A 16,983-nucleotide genomic window follows, 5' to 3' on the forward strand; every position below is an offset into this window, starting at 1 on the left:
CGCCGCCCCCGTGGTGTGTCCGGAGGGGCGGTGAAACGTACACACCACGGGGGTCCTCAGCCGGTGGTGGCCGCCGTGAGGGTGTGGGTACCCGCGCCGAGGCCGGCGAGCCGCACGTACCCGCCCTCGGCGGTGGCACCGCGGGCACGCGGGCGGCCCCCCGACCACACCACGGCGGCACCGGCGCGGACCACCGCGTGCGGGCCCGCGGGGAGCGCGAGGGCGCCGCGGGTGCCGCGCGGGGCGCGGACGGTGAGGGTGAAGGTGCCGCGGTCGCGCCGCCAGGAAACGTACAACGGTCCGTGTGGAGTGGGGAGTTGCCCCTCCACCCAGGTGACGGACGAGTCCGGGTACGGGTGCACGGACCACTCGGCGTACCCCGGGGCTGTCGGGCGGGCGCCGAGCAACTGGTGGGTGAGGGCGGGCAGGACGCCCGTGGACCAGCCGTGCGCGCAGCTGGTGTAGGCGTCCTCGTACAGCGTGCCGCCGGGGCCGATGCCCTCCCAGTGGGTGGTGCCGGGGTCGTGGCCCGCCATCCAGCCGTACGTGCGGCGGATCTGGTCGACCGCGGAGTCCGCACGCCCGGTCTCGAAGCGGGCGACGAACTCCGGGTAGGAGGTGAACGCGTAGACCCGCTGCGATGCCCCGCCGAACAGGGTGTCGTTGTCCATGAACGCGTTGCCGTAGCGGGTCCGCGTCGTCGCGTCGAGGTGGTCGAGCGCGGCGGCGGCGCGCTCCGCGTCCGCGATGCCCGAGGTGATCGCGAGGGCGTTGCCGTCCTGCGCGTGGCGCACGGGGCCCGTGGCCGAGTCCAGGTAGGCGCCGGCCGCCGCGTCCCACAGGTGGGTGTTGACGGCCCGCGCGACCGTGTCGGCGCGCCGCCGCCAGCGGTCCGCGTCCGCGCCGAGGCCGAGGTGGGCCGCGAGCGCCGCCGCGTCCCTGAGCGCCTGCGCGTAGAGGGCGTTGTAGTAGGTGACGCGCCCGGTACGGCCGAGGAAGGCGTAGTCGCCGTACCCGTCCGTGCCGGCGAGCCCCTTGCTCAGCAGGCCCGCGTCGTCGGTGACGGAGGGGTACCAGGTGTCGAGGACCTTCACCAGGTGCGGGTGGTAGCGCCGCGCGTAACCGAGGTCGCCGGTGTACAGCACGTAGTCCCAGCTGCACGCCACCCACCACAGCGGATAGTCGAACAGCGGCAGGGTGTACGCGTTGATCGAGGCGGGCGGTATCCAGCCGTCCGCGCGCTGGTGGTCGGCGAGGTCGGCCAGCACGTTGCGCGCGGCGCGCGCCGCGTCGTCGTGGGTGAGGTACAGGGTGCGGGCGGAGACCGCGAGGTCGCCGACGTACGGGTCGCGGTCGCGCTTCGCGCCGTCGTGCAGCACCAACATGCCGTCGAGGCTGGGCGAGTAGGCGCCGCGCGGGTCCACGTCGTCGCGTCTGAAGTGGTCGGTGACCAGTTCGTTGGTGTAGGCGGCGGCGTACCAGTGGCGGTTCAGCTCGTCGTCCGAGCAGTGGAACCAGCCGCGGTAGCTCGCGGGCGTGCCCACGTACGCGGTGAAGTCGAGGGCCACGGAGTCGATCGCGACGGTGCCCCAGGGCTGCGCGACGGGCGCGTCGGAGGGCAGGGCGTCGAGGGTGACGCGCAGGTAGCGGAAGCCGTGCAGCCCGTCCGCGTAGAGCTGGTCGGGGGCTGACGGGTCGGCGCCCGCACGGTGGCCGCGGCGGTCGTCGCGCCAGTCGGCGCCGCGTGCGGGCACCGCGAACTGGTCGGTGCCGCGGCCCGGGTCGCCCGCCTGGTCGCCGCGGGTGAAGTCGGAGCGGTCGGTGAGGAACCGGGTCGACTCGGAGAACGCCAGCCGCACGCCGGGGCTGTTGTCCGACGCGTACGCGAACCGCACCCGTGGATGGCCGACCACGACCTTGCCGAAGTCCAGGGTGACGGACGGCGGTTCCACGGCGGGGACGGCCTCGGGCCAGACCTCGTTGATCCGGGTGAACTCGCCCTGCGGGGTGTCCTGGTCGGCGGTGAAGGTGACGCGCACGGCCGTGGCCGCGACGGGCGCGTCGAACGGCACGGGCCGCTGCACCGCGGTGTTGCCCGTGACGGCCGCCGCGGTGTGCCAGCCGGCGGGGCCGAGCGCCTCGACGGTGAAGTCGGTGGGCACGCCGTCCGTGTCGGACAGCACGGTCACGCCGGAGAGCGTGCGGGCGGCGGGGAGGGTGATCGTCAGGACGTCGGGCCCCGCGCCCTCGGTGTCGTCGTTCCAGAAGGTGTCCGGGTCGCCGTCGACGGCGTTGCCCGCGTCGTACGTACGGGGGTTGCCGTCGTCGCCGTCGTTGGGCGCGTGCGTGGACGACGCCTCGGCCGTGGTGCCAGGGGGCCATGCGGGCGGGGCGGCCGGGCGCGGCCTGGTCAGGACGGCGGGCCGGCCGCCGGGCGTGAGGAGTGCCTCGGGGTCGCGCACGTCCCCGGTGACGGAGCCGGCCAGCACACGGACCGGGCGGACGGCACGGGACGCGGGCCCCTGCACGTAGCGGTGCCAGGCGGGGGTGGGGGCGGGGGCGTTGGCCGCGGTCGCGGTCTCGTCCAGCGGGCCGAGGGCCACGGCCCCCGCCGCCCCCGCCGCCCCCGCCGCCAGCACGGTGCGTCTCGCGGGGCCGGTTGCGCGCATGTCGTCGTGGTGCCCTGAGGTCATGGTTCCGCGGCCTTTCGCAGGGGGAGGCGAAGGAGTGAAACGTTTCAAGCGCCAAGGTCAGCTGCGAAGGTACACCGCGGTCGCGGGGGTGTACAGGGGCGTGACGCCGACGCCGCGGGGCGGAGCCGAATTCGCCGCCCGCCTCGGCGTCAGGCCGCGCATGGTGCCGGGCGGCCACCTGGCCCTCCTCGATCACCCCGAGGACATCGCGACCGCCCTGCTCGAACTGGTCCGAGCAGGCCGTGACCGGAAACAGTCACCGTGACGCCGCGGGTCCGCGAGGCCGACGAGATGACGGCGTCCGCGCCTCCCAGCCATCGCCCCGCCCGAGCCGCGGCCGGAGCCCGGGTCAGGCGGCGGGCGCGGGCGGGTCGGGCGCGACGGCGCCCGCCACGCAGGCGCGCAGGAGCGCGCGGCGGCGGTCGTGCTCGGCCGGGGGCTCGTCGGCGGTGGCGGTGTAGACGCTGCTCGCCGGCGACCAGGCGCTCGCCATGGAGATGACCAGGGTCAGCAGGTCGAAGGGGTCGCCGGGGCGCAGCCGGCCGGCCGCCTGGGCCCGCGTGATGGCCTCGATCTTGTGCGCGTGCTCGACACTGTCGAACCAGCGGCCGACCGGGCGCCGCTCCAGCCTGATCCAGGCGATCAGCCGTACCAGGGTGGGGCGTTCGAGGTTCTGGTCGTAGATCCGCACGGCCCAGCCCGGCAGGTCCTCCGCGTCGAAGGGCAGCGCGTCCGTGCTCTGCTCCACGCAGTCGGCGACGACGGCGTCGAGCAGGCCCTCCTTGTTGCCGAAGTAGCCGTAGACCTGGGCCTTGTTGGTGCGCGCGGCGGCGATGATGCGCTCGATCCTGGCGCCGGCGATGCCGTGCCCGGCGAACTCCTCAGCAGCCGCGTCGAGGATGCGGCGGCGGGTCGCGGCGCCGCGCGGCGTGGTCGGCAGGTCGGGCATGGAGCCGACCCTAACAAGTCGACCCCGACAAACAGAAAGGTCGGTTTGCTTTTCGCCCGGGGAGGGCTAGGCTCCAAAACAGACAGAAAAGTTTGTCTGTTTCTTGGAGAGAGCCCATGCGTACCACCACCGGCTGGCAGAGCAACGCCGAAGGCACCTTCGCGCTGGACCGCGTCACCATCGAGCGCAGGGACCTGCGCGACGACGACATCGCGGTCCGCGTCGACTACTGCGGCGTCTGCCACAGCGACCTGCACCGGATCCAGAACCTGTTCGGCGAGGGCCTGCTCGTGCCCGGCCACGAGTTCACCGGCACGGTCACCGAGGCAGGCCCCGCCGTGACCGGACTCGCGCCGGGCGACCGGGTCGCGGTCGGCACCATCGTCGACTCCTGCGGCGCCTGCCCGATGTGCGAGGCGGGACAGCAGAACTACTGCTACGAGGGCCCCACCACCACCTACGGCGGCACCGACCGCGTCGACGGCACGCCGACGAGGGGCGCCTACAGCGGCGAGTACGTGCTGCGCGGGACGTTCGCGCACCGGCTGCCAGACGCGCTCGACCCGGCAGCGGCCGCGCCGCTGATGTGCGCGGGGATCACCATGTGGGAGCCCCTGCGCACGGCCGGGATCGGGCCGGGCAGCCGGGTTGCCGTGGCGGGCCTCGGCGGCCTCGGGCACCTGGGCGTGAAGCTGGCCGCCGCGCTCGGCGCCGAGGTCACCGTCCTCAGCCGCACCGCGGGCAAGGCCGACGACGCCCGCAGGCTCGGCGCGGCGGACGTGCTCACCGCCGACCGGTACGAGTCGCCCGAGGCGCGCGGGCGCTTCGACCTGGTGCTCGACACCGTGCCCGCGCCGCACGACTTCGGCCCGTACCTGCACATGGCCGCCCTCGACGGCACGGTGGCCGTGCTCGGCTACCCGCTGCCGGCCACGGTGCAGATCATGGATCTGATCCACGGCCGCAAGAAGCTCACGTCCTCGGGCACCGGCGGGCTGCGGCACACCGCCGAGCTGCTGGAGTTCTGCGCGGAGCACGGCATCGCCGCGGACGTGGAGGTCCTGCCCTCGGCCCGCGTCGCGGACGCGCTCGCCCGGCTGAGCAAGGGCGACGTGCGCTACCGGTTCGTGCTCGACCTGGCGGACCTCGCGGACCTGCCGGGCCCCGCGCGGGCCGCGGCCTGAGCGGGGCCTTCACCGGGGAGGGCGGCCTCCGGGGGCCTGCGAGGCCGCCCGCGTCAGCCGAGTACGCAGTCGCCGCAGACAGCGGCGGCGCGCTCCGCGCGGGGCGAGGCCCGGTAGTACAGGCAGCAGCTGCGGCGGCGCAGCCCGCCGTCCCGCTCCGTGGTGAACGTCCCCGCCAGTTCGGGCCTGGCCAGCAGCGCGGCGGCCGCCGTGCGCACGGGGCCGGCGCGCTCGGGTGCGGGCGCCACCAGCGAGGCGACCGCGCCGCCGACCGCGGAGGCGACGTTGCCCCACAGGAGGTGGCGGGAGACGGACAGCGCAGCGAACGCCTCGCCGAGCGGGCCGAGCACTCCCGCGACGAGCGCCTCCGCCGCGTCCTCGATCTCCACGCCCGGCCCGGAAAGCAGGTCGCGGGGGAGCGACAGCGGGAAGGTGCCGCCCGCCGCCGGGCGCATCCGCAGGGTGTCGAGGCGCGGCGCCACCGGCAGGTCGTGCAGCGCGGCGAGCGCGAGCACCGGGGAGACGAGGCGCGCGGCGAAGCCCAGATGGCACACGGACACGGCGATCCGCCGCTCGAAGGCGTCCGGCGGGACGCCGTGCCGGGCCGCGAGCCGCTCCCGTACGGCCCGCACCCGCCGGTGCACCGCGGCGGGGTCCTCGGCGAGCTCGGCCAGCGGGAACCAGCCGTCCGCGACGGCCGAGCCCGCCGCGTGGCTGTCGCAGCCGAAGAACGGCCCGTACCCGGCGAGGGCGTCGAGCAGCACGGTCGTACGGGAGGCGGCCGGTGTCATGCCCCCATCCTGACGGCGCGGCGCGGGGTTCGCCCACCCGCCGGCACCCGGCCGCTCACCGTGCGGGGCCCGGCCGCTCACCGTGCGGCACCCGGCCGCTCACCGTGCGGCGCCCGGCCGGGTGCCGCACGGCGCGACCGGGGCGCCGTGCGCCGGCGCGGCGGCCTCCGGGCAGTCGCCTGGGCGGGCGTACAGAAGCACCTGGGCGCCCTTGGCCCGCATCCGGGCGCACACGGTGAAGTGGTCGCGCAGCAGGGCGCGTTTGGCCCTCTCCGCGCGGTCCGTGTCGAGGGGCTGGCCCGGCGGGTCGGTGAGCGCGACGATCCGGCGGGCGGCGAGCACCCGGCGCGCCACGGCGGCCGGGGGCGCCTCCACGCCTTCCAGCGTCGCGGTGCCCGCCGGGGTGCCGCGCAGCGCGAGATCCCGCAGGCCGCGGTACGCGCCCGGATAGGAGAGCCGCCACTCGCGCCGGCGCGCGGGCAGGAACAGCACGCCGTCCGCGCCGCCGCGCGCCGACACCTGCCGCACCGCGCGGGCGATCGCCGCCACGTCGTCCTTGCGGCTCTCGGGCGTCCGCATCTCCAGCGTCACCGGCAGCAGCGAGAGGACGGCGAGCGCTGCCACCGCCCGCACCCCGTACGGCGCGAGGCGCCGCACGGCGGCGGCGCCGGGCGCGGGGCGGTACGCGAGCAGCAGGTCGAGCACCTGCCCCAGCAGCAGGGCGAGGCCGACGTACGAGTAGAGGACGTAGCGGTCCAGGTAGACGGGCCGGTACACGGCGGCAGCCAGCAGCAGCGCGGTCGGCAGGACCAGCAGCGGCAGCCCGAGCCGGGCGGGCGACACCGGTCCTGCCGGGCGGCCCTGCGGGCGCGGCAGCCGCGCGGCGCAGCAGACGCAGCCGGCGCCGAGCGCCATGACCGCCGCGATCTGCGCCCACTGCACCGCGCCAGGACCGCCGATCCAGGACACCTGGTCCGACTGGCCGGTGCTGAACACGGCGAGCGGCGCGACCGCGGCCAGCGCGGCGCCCGCCGCGACGGCCCACCGCCGCCGCGCCCACCGCGCCGTGCGGCAGGTCAGCACGGTGACGCCGTGCGCCACCAGCGCGAGGACCGCGAACTCGTGCAGCCAGCCGGCCGCCGCGCCCGCCGCCGCGTAACCGGCCCAGGTCCACCGGCCGCCGCCGTCGAGGGCCCGCACGAGGAGGTACGTGGCGAGCGCGACGAGCGCGCACACCGACGCGTACGACCTGCCCTCCTGCGCGTACATCTGCACCAGCGGCGCCAGCGCGAACACCCCGCCCGCGCACAGGCCCGCGCGGGCGCCGGCGACCCGCCGCCCGGTGAGCGCCACCAGCGCGGCGGCGGCCGCGGTCGCCGCCACGGACGGCAGGCGCAGCGCGACGAGGCCGCCGTCCCAGACCCGGAACAGGCCGTGCATCAGCAGGTAGTAGAGGCCGTGCACCGCGTCCACGTGCCCGACGAGGTCCCGTATCTGCCCGGTGCCGCGGTGCGCCACCTGGTACGTCACCGACTCGTCGCGCCACATCGAGTCCCGCCGCGTGAGGCCCCACAGGCCGAGCGCGAGCGCGAGCAGCGCGGGAGCGAGCGCCGTGCCCCACGCCCCGCGGCGACCGCCCGCCCCCGCGGGCCGGGGCCGCGCCGTCCCGCCGCGCTGTCGGGGCAGGGTGGCGGAGGTCAGGACGCGCGGCGGCATGACATCCGACCGTACCCGCAGGACCGCGGCGCCCCGGTCCCGGCCCGGCGGCCGGAAGGGGCAGGCGTCGCGAGCCGGGCGTGATCCAGACGAAGGACCCCAGCCCACGGACCTCTAGCCCACGGACTTCCGCACGGCCTCCACCAGGGACGCGGCACGGGTGTCGCCGGGGCTCTCCACGATGTGGTTCATCACATAGCCGAAGGCGAGGCCGCGCTCCGGGTCGGCGAAGCCGAGGGAGCCGCCCCTGCCGGGGTGGCCGAAGGCGCGGGGGCCCGTCAGCGGGGCCGGCTCCGTCGGCAGCGCGTACCCGGTGCCGAAGCGGCTGGGGAAGACCATCACCCGGTCGGGTCCCGCCGACTGCTCGGCGGTCGCCGCGGCCACGGTCTGAGGCGTGAGCAGGCGCACGCCGTCGACCTCGCCGACCAGCGCCGCGTACAGCCGGGCGAGGCCGTGTGCGGTGGCGATGCCGTTGGACGCGGGCATCTCCGCCGCCTGGACCTCGGGCGCGTCGAAGTCGATCGCGGCAGGGTCGGTGATCGCGAAGGCCCTGTTGGCGAGGGAATCCGGGTCGCGCAGGGCGGCGAGAACCGGGCGGTACTCCTCGGGGAGGCTGTCGAGCGGCACGGTGGCGAGGTCGACGGCGGGCTCCTCGTAGACCATGGCGCTCACCCGCTCGTGCTCCTCGTCCGGCAGGCCGATGAAGAAGTCGAGGCCGAGCGGTGCGGCGATCTCCTCGGCGAAGAAGCGCCCTGGCGTGCGCCCCGACACCCGGCGGATCACCTCGCCGACGAGATAGCCGAAGGTGCGGCCGTGGTAGCCGTGCGCCGTGCCGGGCTCCCACTGCGGCCGCTGCGCGGCGAGCGCGTCCGCCATCGGCTGCCAGGCGAGCGCGTCGGCCAGCGGCACCGGCCGGTCGAGGGCGACCAGGCCCGCCCGGTGCGAGAGCAGCTGGCGTACCGTGACGCCCGCCTTGCCGTTCGCGGCGAACTCCGGCCAGTAGGACGCCACCGGCGCGTCCAGGTCGAGCTCGCCGCGCTGCGCCAGCAGGTGCGCCGCGGTCGCGGTCGCGCCCTTCGTCGCCGAATACACCAGCTGGAGCGTGTCCCGCTCCCACGGGACCCCGGCGTCCGGGTCCGCGCTCCCGCCCCACAGGTCCACGACCGGCTCGCCGTCCCGGTAGACGCACACCGCGGCCCCGATGTCGTCGCGCCGCACGAAATTGGCCGCGAACGCCTCCCGCACGGGCTCGAACCCGGCCGCAACATAGCCCTGGATCTTCGTCATGCCGCCATCCTCCCAGCGGGGTACGACAACGCCCCGGCCCCCGGCCGGGGGCGGGACAGGCACCCGGAACACCCGGCCGCCCGGCGCCTCAGGTCCCGTCCGGTGCCGCCACACACGTCACGAAGCCCGGGGGCGGTCGTGGAGGAGGGTGAAGCCGCGGTCCACCTCGGTGAGGGGGACGCGGTGGTGAGGCGGCGCCAGGGTGAGGCGGAACAGCTCGCGGCGCGACGCCGTCCCGAACTCCTCGGCCTCGTCCAGGCTCGCGGGGCCCGTCTCGGCGCGCTGCGCGAGCGGCTGTGCAGGCTCGCGGAGGACCAGCTGCACTGGGTGACGGGCCTCAACCCGCCCGACTCCTCGATGATCGAGGGCGTGGGCCGCAACAACGTCGAACACAGGCCGGACTGTCCCAACGTCCCCGGCGGCATGCTCAACGGGACCACCGGTGGCTTCGAGGACGAGCGGGACATCGCCTTCATGCCGGAGCACCACCGTGCCACCGGCAACGGCCGGCGGTGGACCGAGCGGTGGATCCCGCACTCGGCGTGGTTCCTGCCCGCGATGTCCGCTACGCGCCGACCGCCCGCGCGGCCTGTCCGGCGAGCAGCGCGGCGAGCGGTCCGGGCGCCGAGAGGAACGGCGCGTGGTCGCAGTCGAGTTCGGCGCTCTCGGTGGCCTCGGCCGCGCAGGCGCGCTGCGCGTCGACCCGTACGGTACGGTCCCGCGCGCACACCACGTACAGCGTGGGGCGGCGCAGCCAGGCGGGGTCGGCGAGCGGCTCGGCGGGCACGGCGCTCCACATCGGGCGCCAGCGGCCGGCCGCCGCGTCGGCGAGGGCCGCGGGCGAGGCGGAGTACAGCACGTCGCGCGCCTCGGGCCGCAGCACGACCGCGCCGTCCGCGCGCACCTCGCAGGCGGCACGGTAGGCGGGGTGGCCCCAGCGCGGGGTCAGTCCGGCGGGCGAGCGCCCCGGCAGCGGCATCCTGGCCGCGACATAGACGAGGCGGTCCGCGCCGTGGCCGCCGGCCGAGACCGGCAGCCCGCCGTAGCTGTGCGCGACGAGCACCACGGTCCGGCCGCCGGCCGCCGCGCCGCGCACGGCCTCGCGCACCGCGGCCGTGTCGTCGTCGTACGAGGTCAGCGGCAGGTCCACGGCGTGCGCGCGCACCCCGCGCCGGGCGAGCAGCCGTACCACGGGGTCCCAGCAGCCGCCGTCGTGGTGTGCGCCGTGCACCAGCACGAGGACCGGCTCGGGTGGCGGCTCAGCCATCGCCCGGGTCCCGGCCGGCGCGGCCGGTGGAGCCGCCGGGGTACGGCTCAGGCGGCACGGGCCGGTTGTTGCGGTCGACGGAGAGGAAGACGTCGTTGGCAACGGGATGGCGCAGCTCCTCCGCGAGCTGCCCGATCAGCCCCGCCGTGCGCGCGAGCAGCGCGAAGCCGCGCAGGAGGGGCAGCGGGAGACCGAGGTCGGCGAGGGCCGCGCCGCACACGCCCGCGCCGTTGAGGGGCAGCGTCCTGCCCAGGACGCGCGGGTGGGCCCGGCCGATCGCCGCGAACAGCTCCAGGTGCGGCCCGAACTCGCCCTCCGCGCGGGCGATCTCCATCAGGCGCGGGGTGCGCGGATCGCCCTGCTTGTGCACGTGGTGGCCGAGGCCCGGCACGAAGGCGCCGCTCTCGCGGCGGGCGGCGACCGTGGCGAGCGCGAGCTCGTCCCACCCCGCGTCGTCCGCGGGCAGCCGCCCCTCGTGCGCGGCGAGCACCTCGTGCAGGAAGAGGCCGGTGTCCTCGGTGACACCGAGGAAGCGGGAGCCGCCGCCGAGCAGTCCCGCGGCGAGCGCGCCCTGCACCGAGTCGGGCGCCGACAGGTAGGTGAGGCGGGTGACGATCGCGGTCGGCGTGAAGCCGTGGTCGGCGAGGGCCGCGAGCACCGCCTCGAACACCCGGGTCTGTCCTGGCGTGGGGCGGCGCTGCGCGGCCAGCCAGAACGCCAGCTCGCCGAAGCCCACTTCACCCATGACGTCGGCGGCGAGGTCCTGCCCGAGCAGAGTGATCGCGGTGGGCGACGCGGCGCCGAGCGCCGTGGGATACCCAGCGTCCTGGCCCTGCGGCCGCGGCTGTTGACCGGTCGTCATACGGGACTCCTTCGGTTCCGCGGCCCCGGGCGGGGCCGCGCCGTGCGGGCGTCCGCCGCTCACGCGGTGGCGTCCGGGGCGTGCGGTGCGGCCAGCCAGGCGCGCAGCTCCGCGCCGTGCTCGTCGAGTTCGGGCGGCGGCAGCTCGTAGCGCGCGGGCGTGGCGGAGAAGGTGATCGGGTGCCGGGTCGTGGGCAGCGCGCGGTCGCCCTCGCCCACCTCGACCACCGGGTCGAGGCCGAAGCGCTCCGCCATCGCGAAGCCGCCGTCGATGGTGTTGATCGGGCCGCACGGCACCCCGGCGGCCACCAGCAGGTCGAACCACTCCTCGGCGCCGCGCGCGCCGAGCAGTTCCACCAGGACCGGCCGCAGCTGGTCGCGGTGTGCGGTGCGGTCCGCGTTGTGCGCGAAGCGCGGGTCGTCCGCGAGGTCCGGGCGGCCGAGCACCTCGCACAACGCCCTGAACTGCCCGTCGTTGGCGGCCGTCACGATCAGGTCCCGGTCGGCGGTCGGCAGCGGCTCGTACGGGAAGACGCTGGGGTGCGCGTTGCCCATGCGGTACGGCACCGTGCCGCCGGCCACGTACGCGGACGAGTGGTTGACAAGGCCGGTCAGCGCGGACGACAGGAGGTTGACCTCCACGTGCTGGCCGCGGCCCGTCGCGTCGCGGTGCCGCAGCGCGGCGAGGATGCCGATGACGGCGTGGTTGCCCGCCATCACGTCGAAGACGGAGATGCCCGCGCGGTAGGCGGGGCCCTCCGGGTCGCCGGTGAGGCTCATCAGGCCCGAGACGGCCTGCACCATCAGGTCGTAGCCCGGCACATGGGCGCCGGCGCCCGAGCCGAAGCCGCTGATGGAGGCGTAGACGATCCCGGGGTTGGCGGCGGAGACCGCCGCGTGGTCCAGGCCGAACCGCGCCATGCCGCCCGGCTTCAGGTTCTCGATCAGCACGTCGGCGCGGCGGGCGAGTTCGCGCGCCGCGGCCAGGTCGTCCGGGTCGCGCAGGTCGAGCGCGATCGACCGCTTGCCCCGGTTCACGCCGAGGTAGTACGTGGACACCCCGTCGCGCACCGGCGGCCGCCAGGCGCGGGTCTCGTCGCCCGCCGGGCCCTCGACCTTGACGACGGTGGCGCCGAGGTCGGCGAGGAGCATGGTCGCGTAGGGGCCCGCGAGCACCCGGGAGAAGTCGGCGACCAGCACCCCCGCGAGCGGCGGGCCGTCCGGTCCCTGGCCGTCCGGTCCCTGGCCGTCCGGCGCCTCAGCGTCGGCCCTCTGACCGACCCCCGCGCCCGTCCCGCGCTCTGCCATGCCGGAGCCGCCTCTCGTTTCCGCGTCACAGTACCCCCACCGCGTCCGCACAGCGGTCAGGTGTCCGCATATCTCAGATAGGACACCGGACCCACCGCCCGCGTCAAGGCGCACCCGGCGCGGAGGGGCACAGAGGGGCACGGGGGGCACGGGGGGCACGGGGGCACGGGGGCCCGCGCGGCGGGACGGCCCCGGACCGCCCGGGGCGGCCCGGGTGTCAGGTGGCGCTCGGTGCGAGTGTCACGTGCGGCACCGCGGCGAGCCTGGCGAAGTCGGCACCGATCTCGCCCGCCGTCCTGAGCAGCAGCGGCAGATGGTGCCCGACCAGGCGCTCGACGGAGGTCTCCGCGGCGTGCGCGTTCACGTTGAGCGCGGCGATCACCCGGCCCTCACCGTCCCGCAGCGGCACCGAGACCGACCTGATGCCGGGCGCCAGCTCCTCGTCCGCCAGCGCCCACCCCCGCGCCCGCACCTCCCGCAGCTCGGCCGCGAGCCGCTCGTCAGGCAGGCTCCTGGCCGGCACCACCCCGGCGCGGGACGGCTCGCCGAGCGCCGCCGCCAGCTCGCGCGGGCCCAGCGCGGCGAGGAGCACCTTGCCGAGCGAGGTCGCGGGCGCGGGGAAGCGGGTGCCGATCTGGACGGCGAGCGTCACGATCTTCGGGACCGCGACCCGCGCCACGTAGACGATGTCGCCGCCGTCGAGCCGGGCCGCCGAGCAGGACTCGCCGGTCCGCGCCACCAGCCGCTCCATGTGCGGCCTCGCCACCTCCCACAGACCGGTGGAGCACACGTACGCGACGCCGAGGTCGAGCACCCTGGGCGTCAGCGCGTACCGCAGGGCGCCCGGGTCGCCCGAAGCGCGCACGTACCCCAGTTCCTGAAGGGTCAGCAGGATCCTGCGGGCGGTCGGCCGCGCGAGCCCCGCCACCTCGGCGACCTGGCTGAGCGACATCTCGTGGCGGTCCGCGGAGAAGGCCGTGATGACGTCGAGCCCGCGGGCCAGCGCCTCGATGAAGTCGGGCGTGGTCCCCTTGCGCGGCATGGGCCGGCTCCTCTCGGCGTGCGGGCGGCCCGCGGGTGCGCGGGGTGCGCCGCGGGACCTTGACAACGTACCCGACAGGGAGAATCGTCGACTCGCCCGACCGCAGACCGGACGGTCGTCCGGCACCCGTCACCGAGGGAGCGACGATGCCCCACCAGACCCTGCCGAGCCGCCTGCACCACAACGCCTATGTCACCACCGACCAGGAGGCGACGCGGGCCTTCTACGAGGACCTCGTCGGCCTGCCGCTCATCGCGACGTGGAAGGAGTCCGACGAGCTGTTCGGCAAGGTCCGCACGTACTGCCACACGTTCTACGGGCTCGGTGACGGCAGCGCCCTCGCGTTCTTCCAGTTCGCCGAGGAGTCCGACCAGCGGGAGTTCGGGCCGAAGATGCCGCACTCGCCGTTCCAGCACATCGCCGTCAAGGTCACGGCCGAGGTCCAGGACGCCATCGCGCAACGGCTGAAGGACGCCGGATGGCTGCCCGAGGAGACGTACGTGCTGGAGCACGGCTACTGCCGCTCGCTCTACACCCAGGACCCCAACGGCCTGCTCCTCGAGTTCACCCTCGACGCCCCCGGCATCGAGGAGACGGACACCGCGCGCAGGCGCACCGCCCACGAGGACCTGCGGTCCTGGCTCGCGGGCGACCACACCAGCAACAACACCTACCGCTGAGCGCGCCGCCTCCGCAGGCCGGGCCGCCGCGCCCGGAAACACCGACCGGCCGGACCGCTGGGCGCGGTCCGGCCGGTTCGCCGCTCGGGCGGCGTGAGGTGTACGGGGTCAGCCCTGCGTACGGTTGCGGCGGCGGGTGAAGACCACGGCACCGGCGCCGATCACGACGAGCGCGGCGCCCGCGGCGACGAACGTCGTGGTCTGCGAGCTGTCGCTACCGGTCTCCGCCAGGGTCGGCGTGCTCGACACCGGCTGGGCGACCGGCGAACCGGACGGCTGGACCGGGGTGCCGCCCGCCGGCGCGCTGCTGCTCGGCGCGGGCGACGAGGGGGCGCTCGGGGAAGCGGAGTCCGAGGGCGGGGTGGACGGGCTCGACGAGTCGCTCGGCGACGGGGAGGTGCTGTCCGGAGGCGTCGTGGGCGGGGTGGTCGGAGGCGTCGTGGGCGGGGTGGTGGGCGGGGTGGAGCCGCCACCCTCCTCGCACTTGTCGTACTTACCGTTCCACGCCGTGATCAGGTTCTCCGGCGTGGACACGTTCGGGTAGTGCGGCAGGGCGCCGCTCTTGCCGTCGTAGACCTTGTTGTTGCCGTACAGGTCGATCTGGCCGAAGCAGGTCGACGCGTCGACGCCCTTGACCTGGAGCGTGACCGTGTCGCTCTTGCTCGACAGGGTGCCCTGGTCGACGCCGAGGAACGACTGGTTCCCCGAGGTCTCCCAGGACGGGCCCTCGGTCTTGTAGGCGGCGAGCGAGATCGGGTACTCGCAGCCCTTGGTGACGCGGCCGTCGAGCTTCACCACGATGCTCTCGGGCGCGCTGCCGAGCATGCCGTTCTGCTGCCAGGTCTTGCCACCGTCGGTGGAGAACTTCAGCTGCACGGAGCTGCAGTGGCCGCCGCCGTGGTCGCCGCCGCGGTCGTGGGCCGACGCGGTGCCCACACCGGCAAGCGTCAGCGCCGCGGCCATGGAACCCACTCCGGCGGCACCTATCAGACGTCTCGCGAATGAACTCTGCACTTCGGTACTCCTGAATACGTGGCGGTGACGGGTTCCGAGCAGTGCTCACGTGCCCAGCACGCCGTGCCGCGGGCCTTTGCGACGCGCGCGTCGACGAGGAGCTGCCGCCGCCGAGGTAGTTGGTGTCCGTGCCTGATGGCCGGGGCACTGAGTATGCCGCACCGACACGCACGTGACACAAGTGGCCTGGGCAAAACACACCATCACTAGAGGGTGTTGCAGCAAAGCTGTGACACAAGGAGGAGTGCAAGAGGAGCAAAAGCCGCACAAGCGGTATCGCGCCATCTCCACCTGCACAAACGGAATTTCACACTCCGGCCGTGGATCCCCCGTACGCGACCCCACGGGGACACCCATCGGGCCGCGCCACGCTCCTCGTTCGCCCCCGGAGTCGACATCCGACGCGGAACCGGCGTCGCCGGAACCGGCCCGGCGGGATCCGGCCGCCACCAATCCGCCACAGCTCCACCACACCGGTCCCGCGGCGCCCCGGCACCCGGACCGCGGGCGCCCGGCGCCATCCGCCGGACCCGCGCACGCCGCGCCACGACAGCGCCAACTCCCGGCATGCGCAAAGTACTTGATCCTTTGACAGAACCGTTGACGGCCGGACCGCAGCCGGAATATAAACAGTCGCCCCGCTGAGAGCGCTCTCAGAGACGTCCGGCACGAGCGCGCGCGGCAGGGCGCGGCTCCGACGCCCCCGCTCCCGTGAGGAGACACCATGTCGAGCAGCACCACGCTGGTGCACAGACCCCCCGTCCGCCTCCGCCCCAGACCCCTGGTGGCCCTTCCCGTCCTGGTCGCGCTCCTCGCGGCCTGCCTCTTCGCCCTCACCCAGGCCCCGCCCGCGCACGCCGCGGGCACCCTGCTCTCGCAGGGCAGGGCCGCCACCGCCTCGTCCACCGAGGCGCCCGGCACCCCCGCCTCCGCCGCGGTCGACGGCGACACCGGCACCCGCTGGTCGAGCGGCTTCTTTGACCCGCAGTGGCTCCAGGTCGACCTGGGCTCCACCGCGCAGCTCAGCCAGGTCGTGCTCAACTGGGAGGCCGCGTACGCGACCGCCTTCCAGATCCAGACGTCCGACAACGGCACCACCTGGACGACGGTCTACTCCACCACCAACGCCACCGGCGGCGTGCAGACCCTCGACGTCACGGGCTCGGGCCGCTACGTCCGGATGTACGGCACCAAGCGGGCCACCCTGTACGGCTACTCGCTCTACGAGTTCCAGGTGTACGGCACCGGCGGCTCGGGCGGCACCACCCCGCCGGGCGGCGGCACCAACCCGCCGGGCGACGCGTTCTGGGGCGACACCAGCACCATCCCGCCCGCCCAGAACATGATCATGGTGAAGGTGCTCAACCGCACCAACGGCGCCTACCCGGACAGCCAGGTCTACTGGAGCTTCAACGGGCAGACCCACTCCATCGCGGAACAGCCCTACCTCGACATGCCGGCCAACTCCTCGGGCCGCATGTACTTCTACGTCGGCTCACCCACCAGCCAGTACCAGGACTTCATCGAATTCACCGTCGGCGGCGGCGTCTTCAACGGCAACACCACCCGCGTCGACGCGTGGGCCCTGCCGCTGGCGATGCGGCTGCACGCGACCGACGGTTACGACGTCCAGGTCGGCGACAGCCAGGCGCTGTTCAACGAGCCGCGCGACCAGGTCTTCCAGGACTTCGTGGCCGCCGTGCCGCAGCAGTTCCAGGTGCTGGCCCGCACCCAGGCCCCGTACCGGATCATCGCTCCCGGCAGCGACCCGAGCTTCCAGCCGGGCGGCGTGAACGCGAACTACTTCACCGCGTACGCGCAGTCCGTCGGCGTCAACGAGACCACCCAGTACATCTTCGGCTGCGCCGGCTCCATGGGCGGCGACCCCGACATGTGCGCGGCCCTCAACCGGCACGTGGCGCAGCTGCCCGCGTCCCAGCAGTCGGACCCGAGCCAGTACTACAAGGCGGGCCCGGCCAACTACTACGCGAAGTTCTGGCACGACCACGCCATCAACAACCTCGCGTACGGCTTCCCGTACGACGACGTCGCCGGCCAGTCCTCGTACATCTCGCACGGCAACGCGCAGTGGCTGGAGGTCGCGGTCGGCTTCTGAGCCCGCCGCCTCCCCGTCCCTGAGCGGCTGCCCGCGTCCCGGCCGGGGCGCGGGCAGCCGCGGCCGTGCGGGACA

At 75.0% G+C, this 16,983-nt stretch carries 15 protein-coding genes; 4 read left to right on the forward strand and 11 right to left on the reverse strand.

Annotation, left to right across the window (positions count from 1 at the left end):
• Nucleotides 1-56: 56 nt before the first annotated feature.
• A complete protein-coding gene (locus tag ABEA77_RS18360; RefSeq protein WP_345648407.1) occupies nt 57-2,693 on the reverse strand; it encodes an alpha-L-rhamnosidase-related protein in 2,637 nt (878 codons plus the stop codon).
• A gap of 34 nt (nt 2,694-2,727) precedes the next feature.
• Here ABEA77_RS18360 and ABEA77_RS18365 point away from each other — a divergent pair, with 34 nt between their 5' ends.
• Entirely contained in the window at nt 2,728-2,958 is a 231-nt protein-coding gene (locus tag ABEA77_RS18365; protein ID WP_345648410.1) for a hypothetical protein, read from the forward strand.
• Between the two features lie 84 nt (nt 2,959-3,042).
• Here ABEA77_RS18365 and ABEA77_RS18370 read toward each other — a convergent pair whose 3' ends face one another.
• Nucleotides 3,043-3,642, reverse strand: coding sequence for a TetR/AcrR family transcriptional regulator (locus ABEA77_RS18370; RefSeq protein ID WP_345648416.1), 600 nt, complete (start codon nt 3,640-3,642; stop codon nt 3,043-3,045).
• A gap of 116 nt (nt 3,643-3,758) precedes the next feature.
• Between ABEA77_RS18370 and ABEA77_RS18375 the strand changes: the two genes are divergently transcribed.
• A complete protein-coding gene (locus ABEA77_RS18375) occupies nt 3,759-4,826 on the forward strand; it encodes an NAD(P)-dependent alcohol dehydrogenase (RefSeq protein ID WP_345648418.1) in 1,068 nt (355 codons plus the stop codon).
• Between the two features lie 53 nt (nt 4,827-4,879).
• On the opposite strand, the gene ABEA77_RS18380 is transcribed toward ABEA77_RS18375, so the two are convergent.
• The 8 genes from ABEA77_RS18380 to ABEA77_RS18415 all read right to left on the reverse strand — a co-directional run bounded on the left by ABEA77_RS18380 (nt 4,880) and on the right by ABEA77_RS18415 (nt 13,098).
• Complete coding sequence (locus tag ABEA77_RS18380) at nt 4,880-5,617, reverse strand: (2Fe-2S)-binding protein (RefSeq protein ID WP_345648420.1); 738 nt, start codon at nt 5,615-5,617, stop codon at nt 4,880-4,882.
• Nucleotides 5,618-5,716: 99 nt separating this feature from the next.
• Entirely contained in the window at nt 5,717-7,333 is a 1,617-nt protein-coding gene (locus ABEA77_RS18385) for a glycosyltransferase family 39 protein (RefSeq protein WP_345648423.1), read from the reverse strand.
• Between the two features lie 114 nt (nt 7,334-7,447).
• Nucleotides 7,448-8,620: a serine hydrolase domain-containing protein gene (locus tag ABEA77_RS18390; protein ID WP_345648426.1), complete on the reverse strand. Its 1,173-nt coding sequence runs from the start codon at nt 8,618-8,620 to the stop codon at nt 7,448-7,450.
• 117 nt (nt 8,621-8,737) lie between these two features.
• Nucleotides 8,738-8,944 carry a hypothetical protein gene (locus tag ABEA77_RS18395; RefSeq protein ID WP_345648429.1) on the reverse strand — a complete coding sequence of 69 codons (207 nt, stop codon included), beginning with the start codon at nt 8,942-8,944 and terminating at the stop codon, nt 8,738-8,740.
• A gap of 241 nt (nt 8,945-9,185) precedes the next feature.
• Nucleotides 9,186-9,887 carry an alpha/beta fold hydrolase gene (locus ABEA77_RS18400; RefSeq protein ID WP_345648431.1) on the reverse strand — a complete coding sequence of 234 codons (702 nt, stop codon included), beginning with the start codon at nt 9,885-9,887 and terminating at the stop codon, nt 9,186-9,188.
• Nucleotides 9,880-10,749 carry a citryl-CoA lyase gene (locus ABEA77_RS18405; protein ID WP_345648434.1) on the reverse strand — a complete coding sequence of 290 codons (870 nt, stop codon included), beginning with the start codon at nt 10,747-10,749 and terminating at the stop codon, nt 9,880-9,882. The genes ABEA77_RS18400 and ABEA77_RS18405 overlap by 8 nt, the downstream gene beginning before the upstream one ends.
• Before the next feature lie 59 nt (nt 10,750-10,808).
• The gene (locus tag ABEA77_RS18410) at nt 10,809-12,056 is read right to left on the reverse strand and encodes a CaiB/BaiF CoA transferase family protein (RefSeq protein WP_345648436.1); all 1,248 of its coding nucleotides are present in this window, start codon (nt 12,054-12,056) and stop codon (nt 10,809-10,811) included.
• Between the two features lie 217 nt (nt 12,057-12,273).
• Nucleotides 12,274-13,098, reverse strand: coding sequence for an IclR family transcriptional regulator domain-containing protein (locus tag ABEA77_RS18415; protein ID WP_345648439.1), 825 nt, complete (start codon nt 13,096-13,098; stop codon nt 12,274-12,276).
• Between the two features lie 146 nt (nt 13,099-13,244).
• Here ABEA77_RS18415 and ABEA77_RS18420 point away from each other — a divergent pair, with 146 nt between their 5' ends.
• Complete coding sequence (locus ABEA77_RS18420) at nt 13,245-13,778, forward strand: VOC family protein (protein WP_345648442.1); 534 nt, start codon at nt 13,245-13,247, stop codon at nt 13,776-13,778.
• Between the two features lie 108 nt (nt 13,779-13,886).
• Here ABEA77_RS18420 and ABEA77_RS18425 read toward each other — a convergent pair whose 3' ends face one another.
• Nucleotides 13,887-14,741, reverse strand: coding sequence for an LAETG motif-containing sortase-dependent surface protein (locus tag ABEA77_RS18425; RefSeq protein WP_345648445.1), 855 nt, complete (start codon nt 14,739-14,741; stop codon nt 13,887-13,889).
• A 775-nt stretch (nt 14,742-15,516) separates the two neighbouring features.
• Between ABEA77_RS18425 and ABEA77_RS18430 the strand changes: the two genes are divergently transcribed.
• Nucleotides 15,517-16,908 carry a beta-1,3-glucanase family protein gene (locus ABEA77_RS18430; RefSeq protein WP_345648448.1) on the forward strand — a complete coding sequence of 464 codons (1,392 nt, stop codon included), beginning with the start codon at nt 15,517-15,519 and terminating at the stop codon, nt 16,906-16,908.
• The last annotated feature ends 75 nt before the right edge of the window (nt 16,909-16,983 follow it).

The organism is Streptomyces tremellae (assembly GCF_039540215.1).
In the GTDB taxonomy this organism is placed as follows: Bacteria; Actinomycetota; Actinomycetes; order Streptomycetales; family Streptomycetaceae; genus Streptomyces; species Streptomyces tremellae.

What these genes read in the sequence shown, in the direction of transcription:
- ABEA77_RS18360 (WP_345648407.1), bottom strand. Translation starts at nt 2,693, where the DNA reads ATGACCTCAGGGCACCACGACGACATGCGCGCAACCGGCCCCGCGAGA.
- ABEA77_RS18370 (WP_345648416.1), bottom strand. Translation starts at nt 3,642, where the DNA reads ATGCCCGACCTGCCGACCACGCCGCGCGGCGCCGCGACCCGCCGCCGC.
- ABEA77_RS18375 (WP_345648418.1), top strand. Translation starts at nt 3,759, where the DNA reads ATGCGTACCACCACCGGCTGGCAGAGCAACGCCGAAGGCACCTTCGCG.
- ABEA77_RS18380 (WP_345648420.1), bottom strand. Translation starts at nt 5,617, where the DNA reads ATGACACCGGCCGCCTCCCGTACGACCGTGCTGCTCGACGCCCTCGCC.
- ABEA77_RS18385 (WP_345648423.1), bottom strand. Translation starts at nt 7,333, where the DNA reads ATGCCGCCGCGCGTCCTGACCTCCGCCACCCTGCCCCGACAGCGCGGC.
- ABEA77_RS18390 (WP_345648426.1), bottom strand. Translation starts at nt 8,620, where the DNA reads ATGACGAAGATCCAGGGCTATGTTGCGGCCGGGTTCGAGCCCGTGCGG.
- ABEA77_RS18400 (WP_345648431.1), bottom strand. Translation starts at nt 9,887, where the DNA reads ATGGCTGAGCCGCCACCCGAGCCGGTCCTCGTGCTGGTGCACGGCGCA.
- ABEA77_RS18405 (WP_345648434.1), bottom strand. Translation starts at nt 10,749, where the DNA reads ATGACGACCGGTCAACAGCCGCGGCCGCAGGGCCAGGACGCTGGGTAT.
- ABEA77_RS18410 (WP_345648436.1), bottom strand. Translation starts at nt 12,056, where the DNA reads ATGGCAGAGCGCGGGACGGGCGCGGGGGTCGGTCAGAGGGCCGACGCT.
- ABEA77_RS18415 (WP_345648439.1), bottom strand. Translation starts at nt 13,098, where the DNA reads ATGCCGCGCAAGGGGACCACGCCCGACTTCATCGAGGCGCTGGCCCGC.
- ABEA77_RS18420 (WP_345648442.1), top strand. Translation starts at nt 13,245, where the DNA reads ATGCCCCACCAGACCCTGCCGAGCCGCCTGCACCACAACGCCTATGTC.
- ABEA77_RS18425 (WP_345648445.1), bottom strand. Translation starts at nt 14,741, where the DNA reads ATGGCCGCGGCGCTGACGCTTGCCGGTGTGGGCACCGCGTCGGCCCAC.
- ABEA77_RS18430 (WP_345648448.1), top strand. Translation starts at nt 15,517, where the DNA reads ATGTCGAGCAGCACCACGCTGGTGCACAGACCCCCCGTCCGCCTCCGC.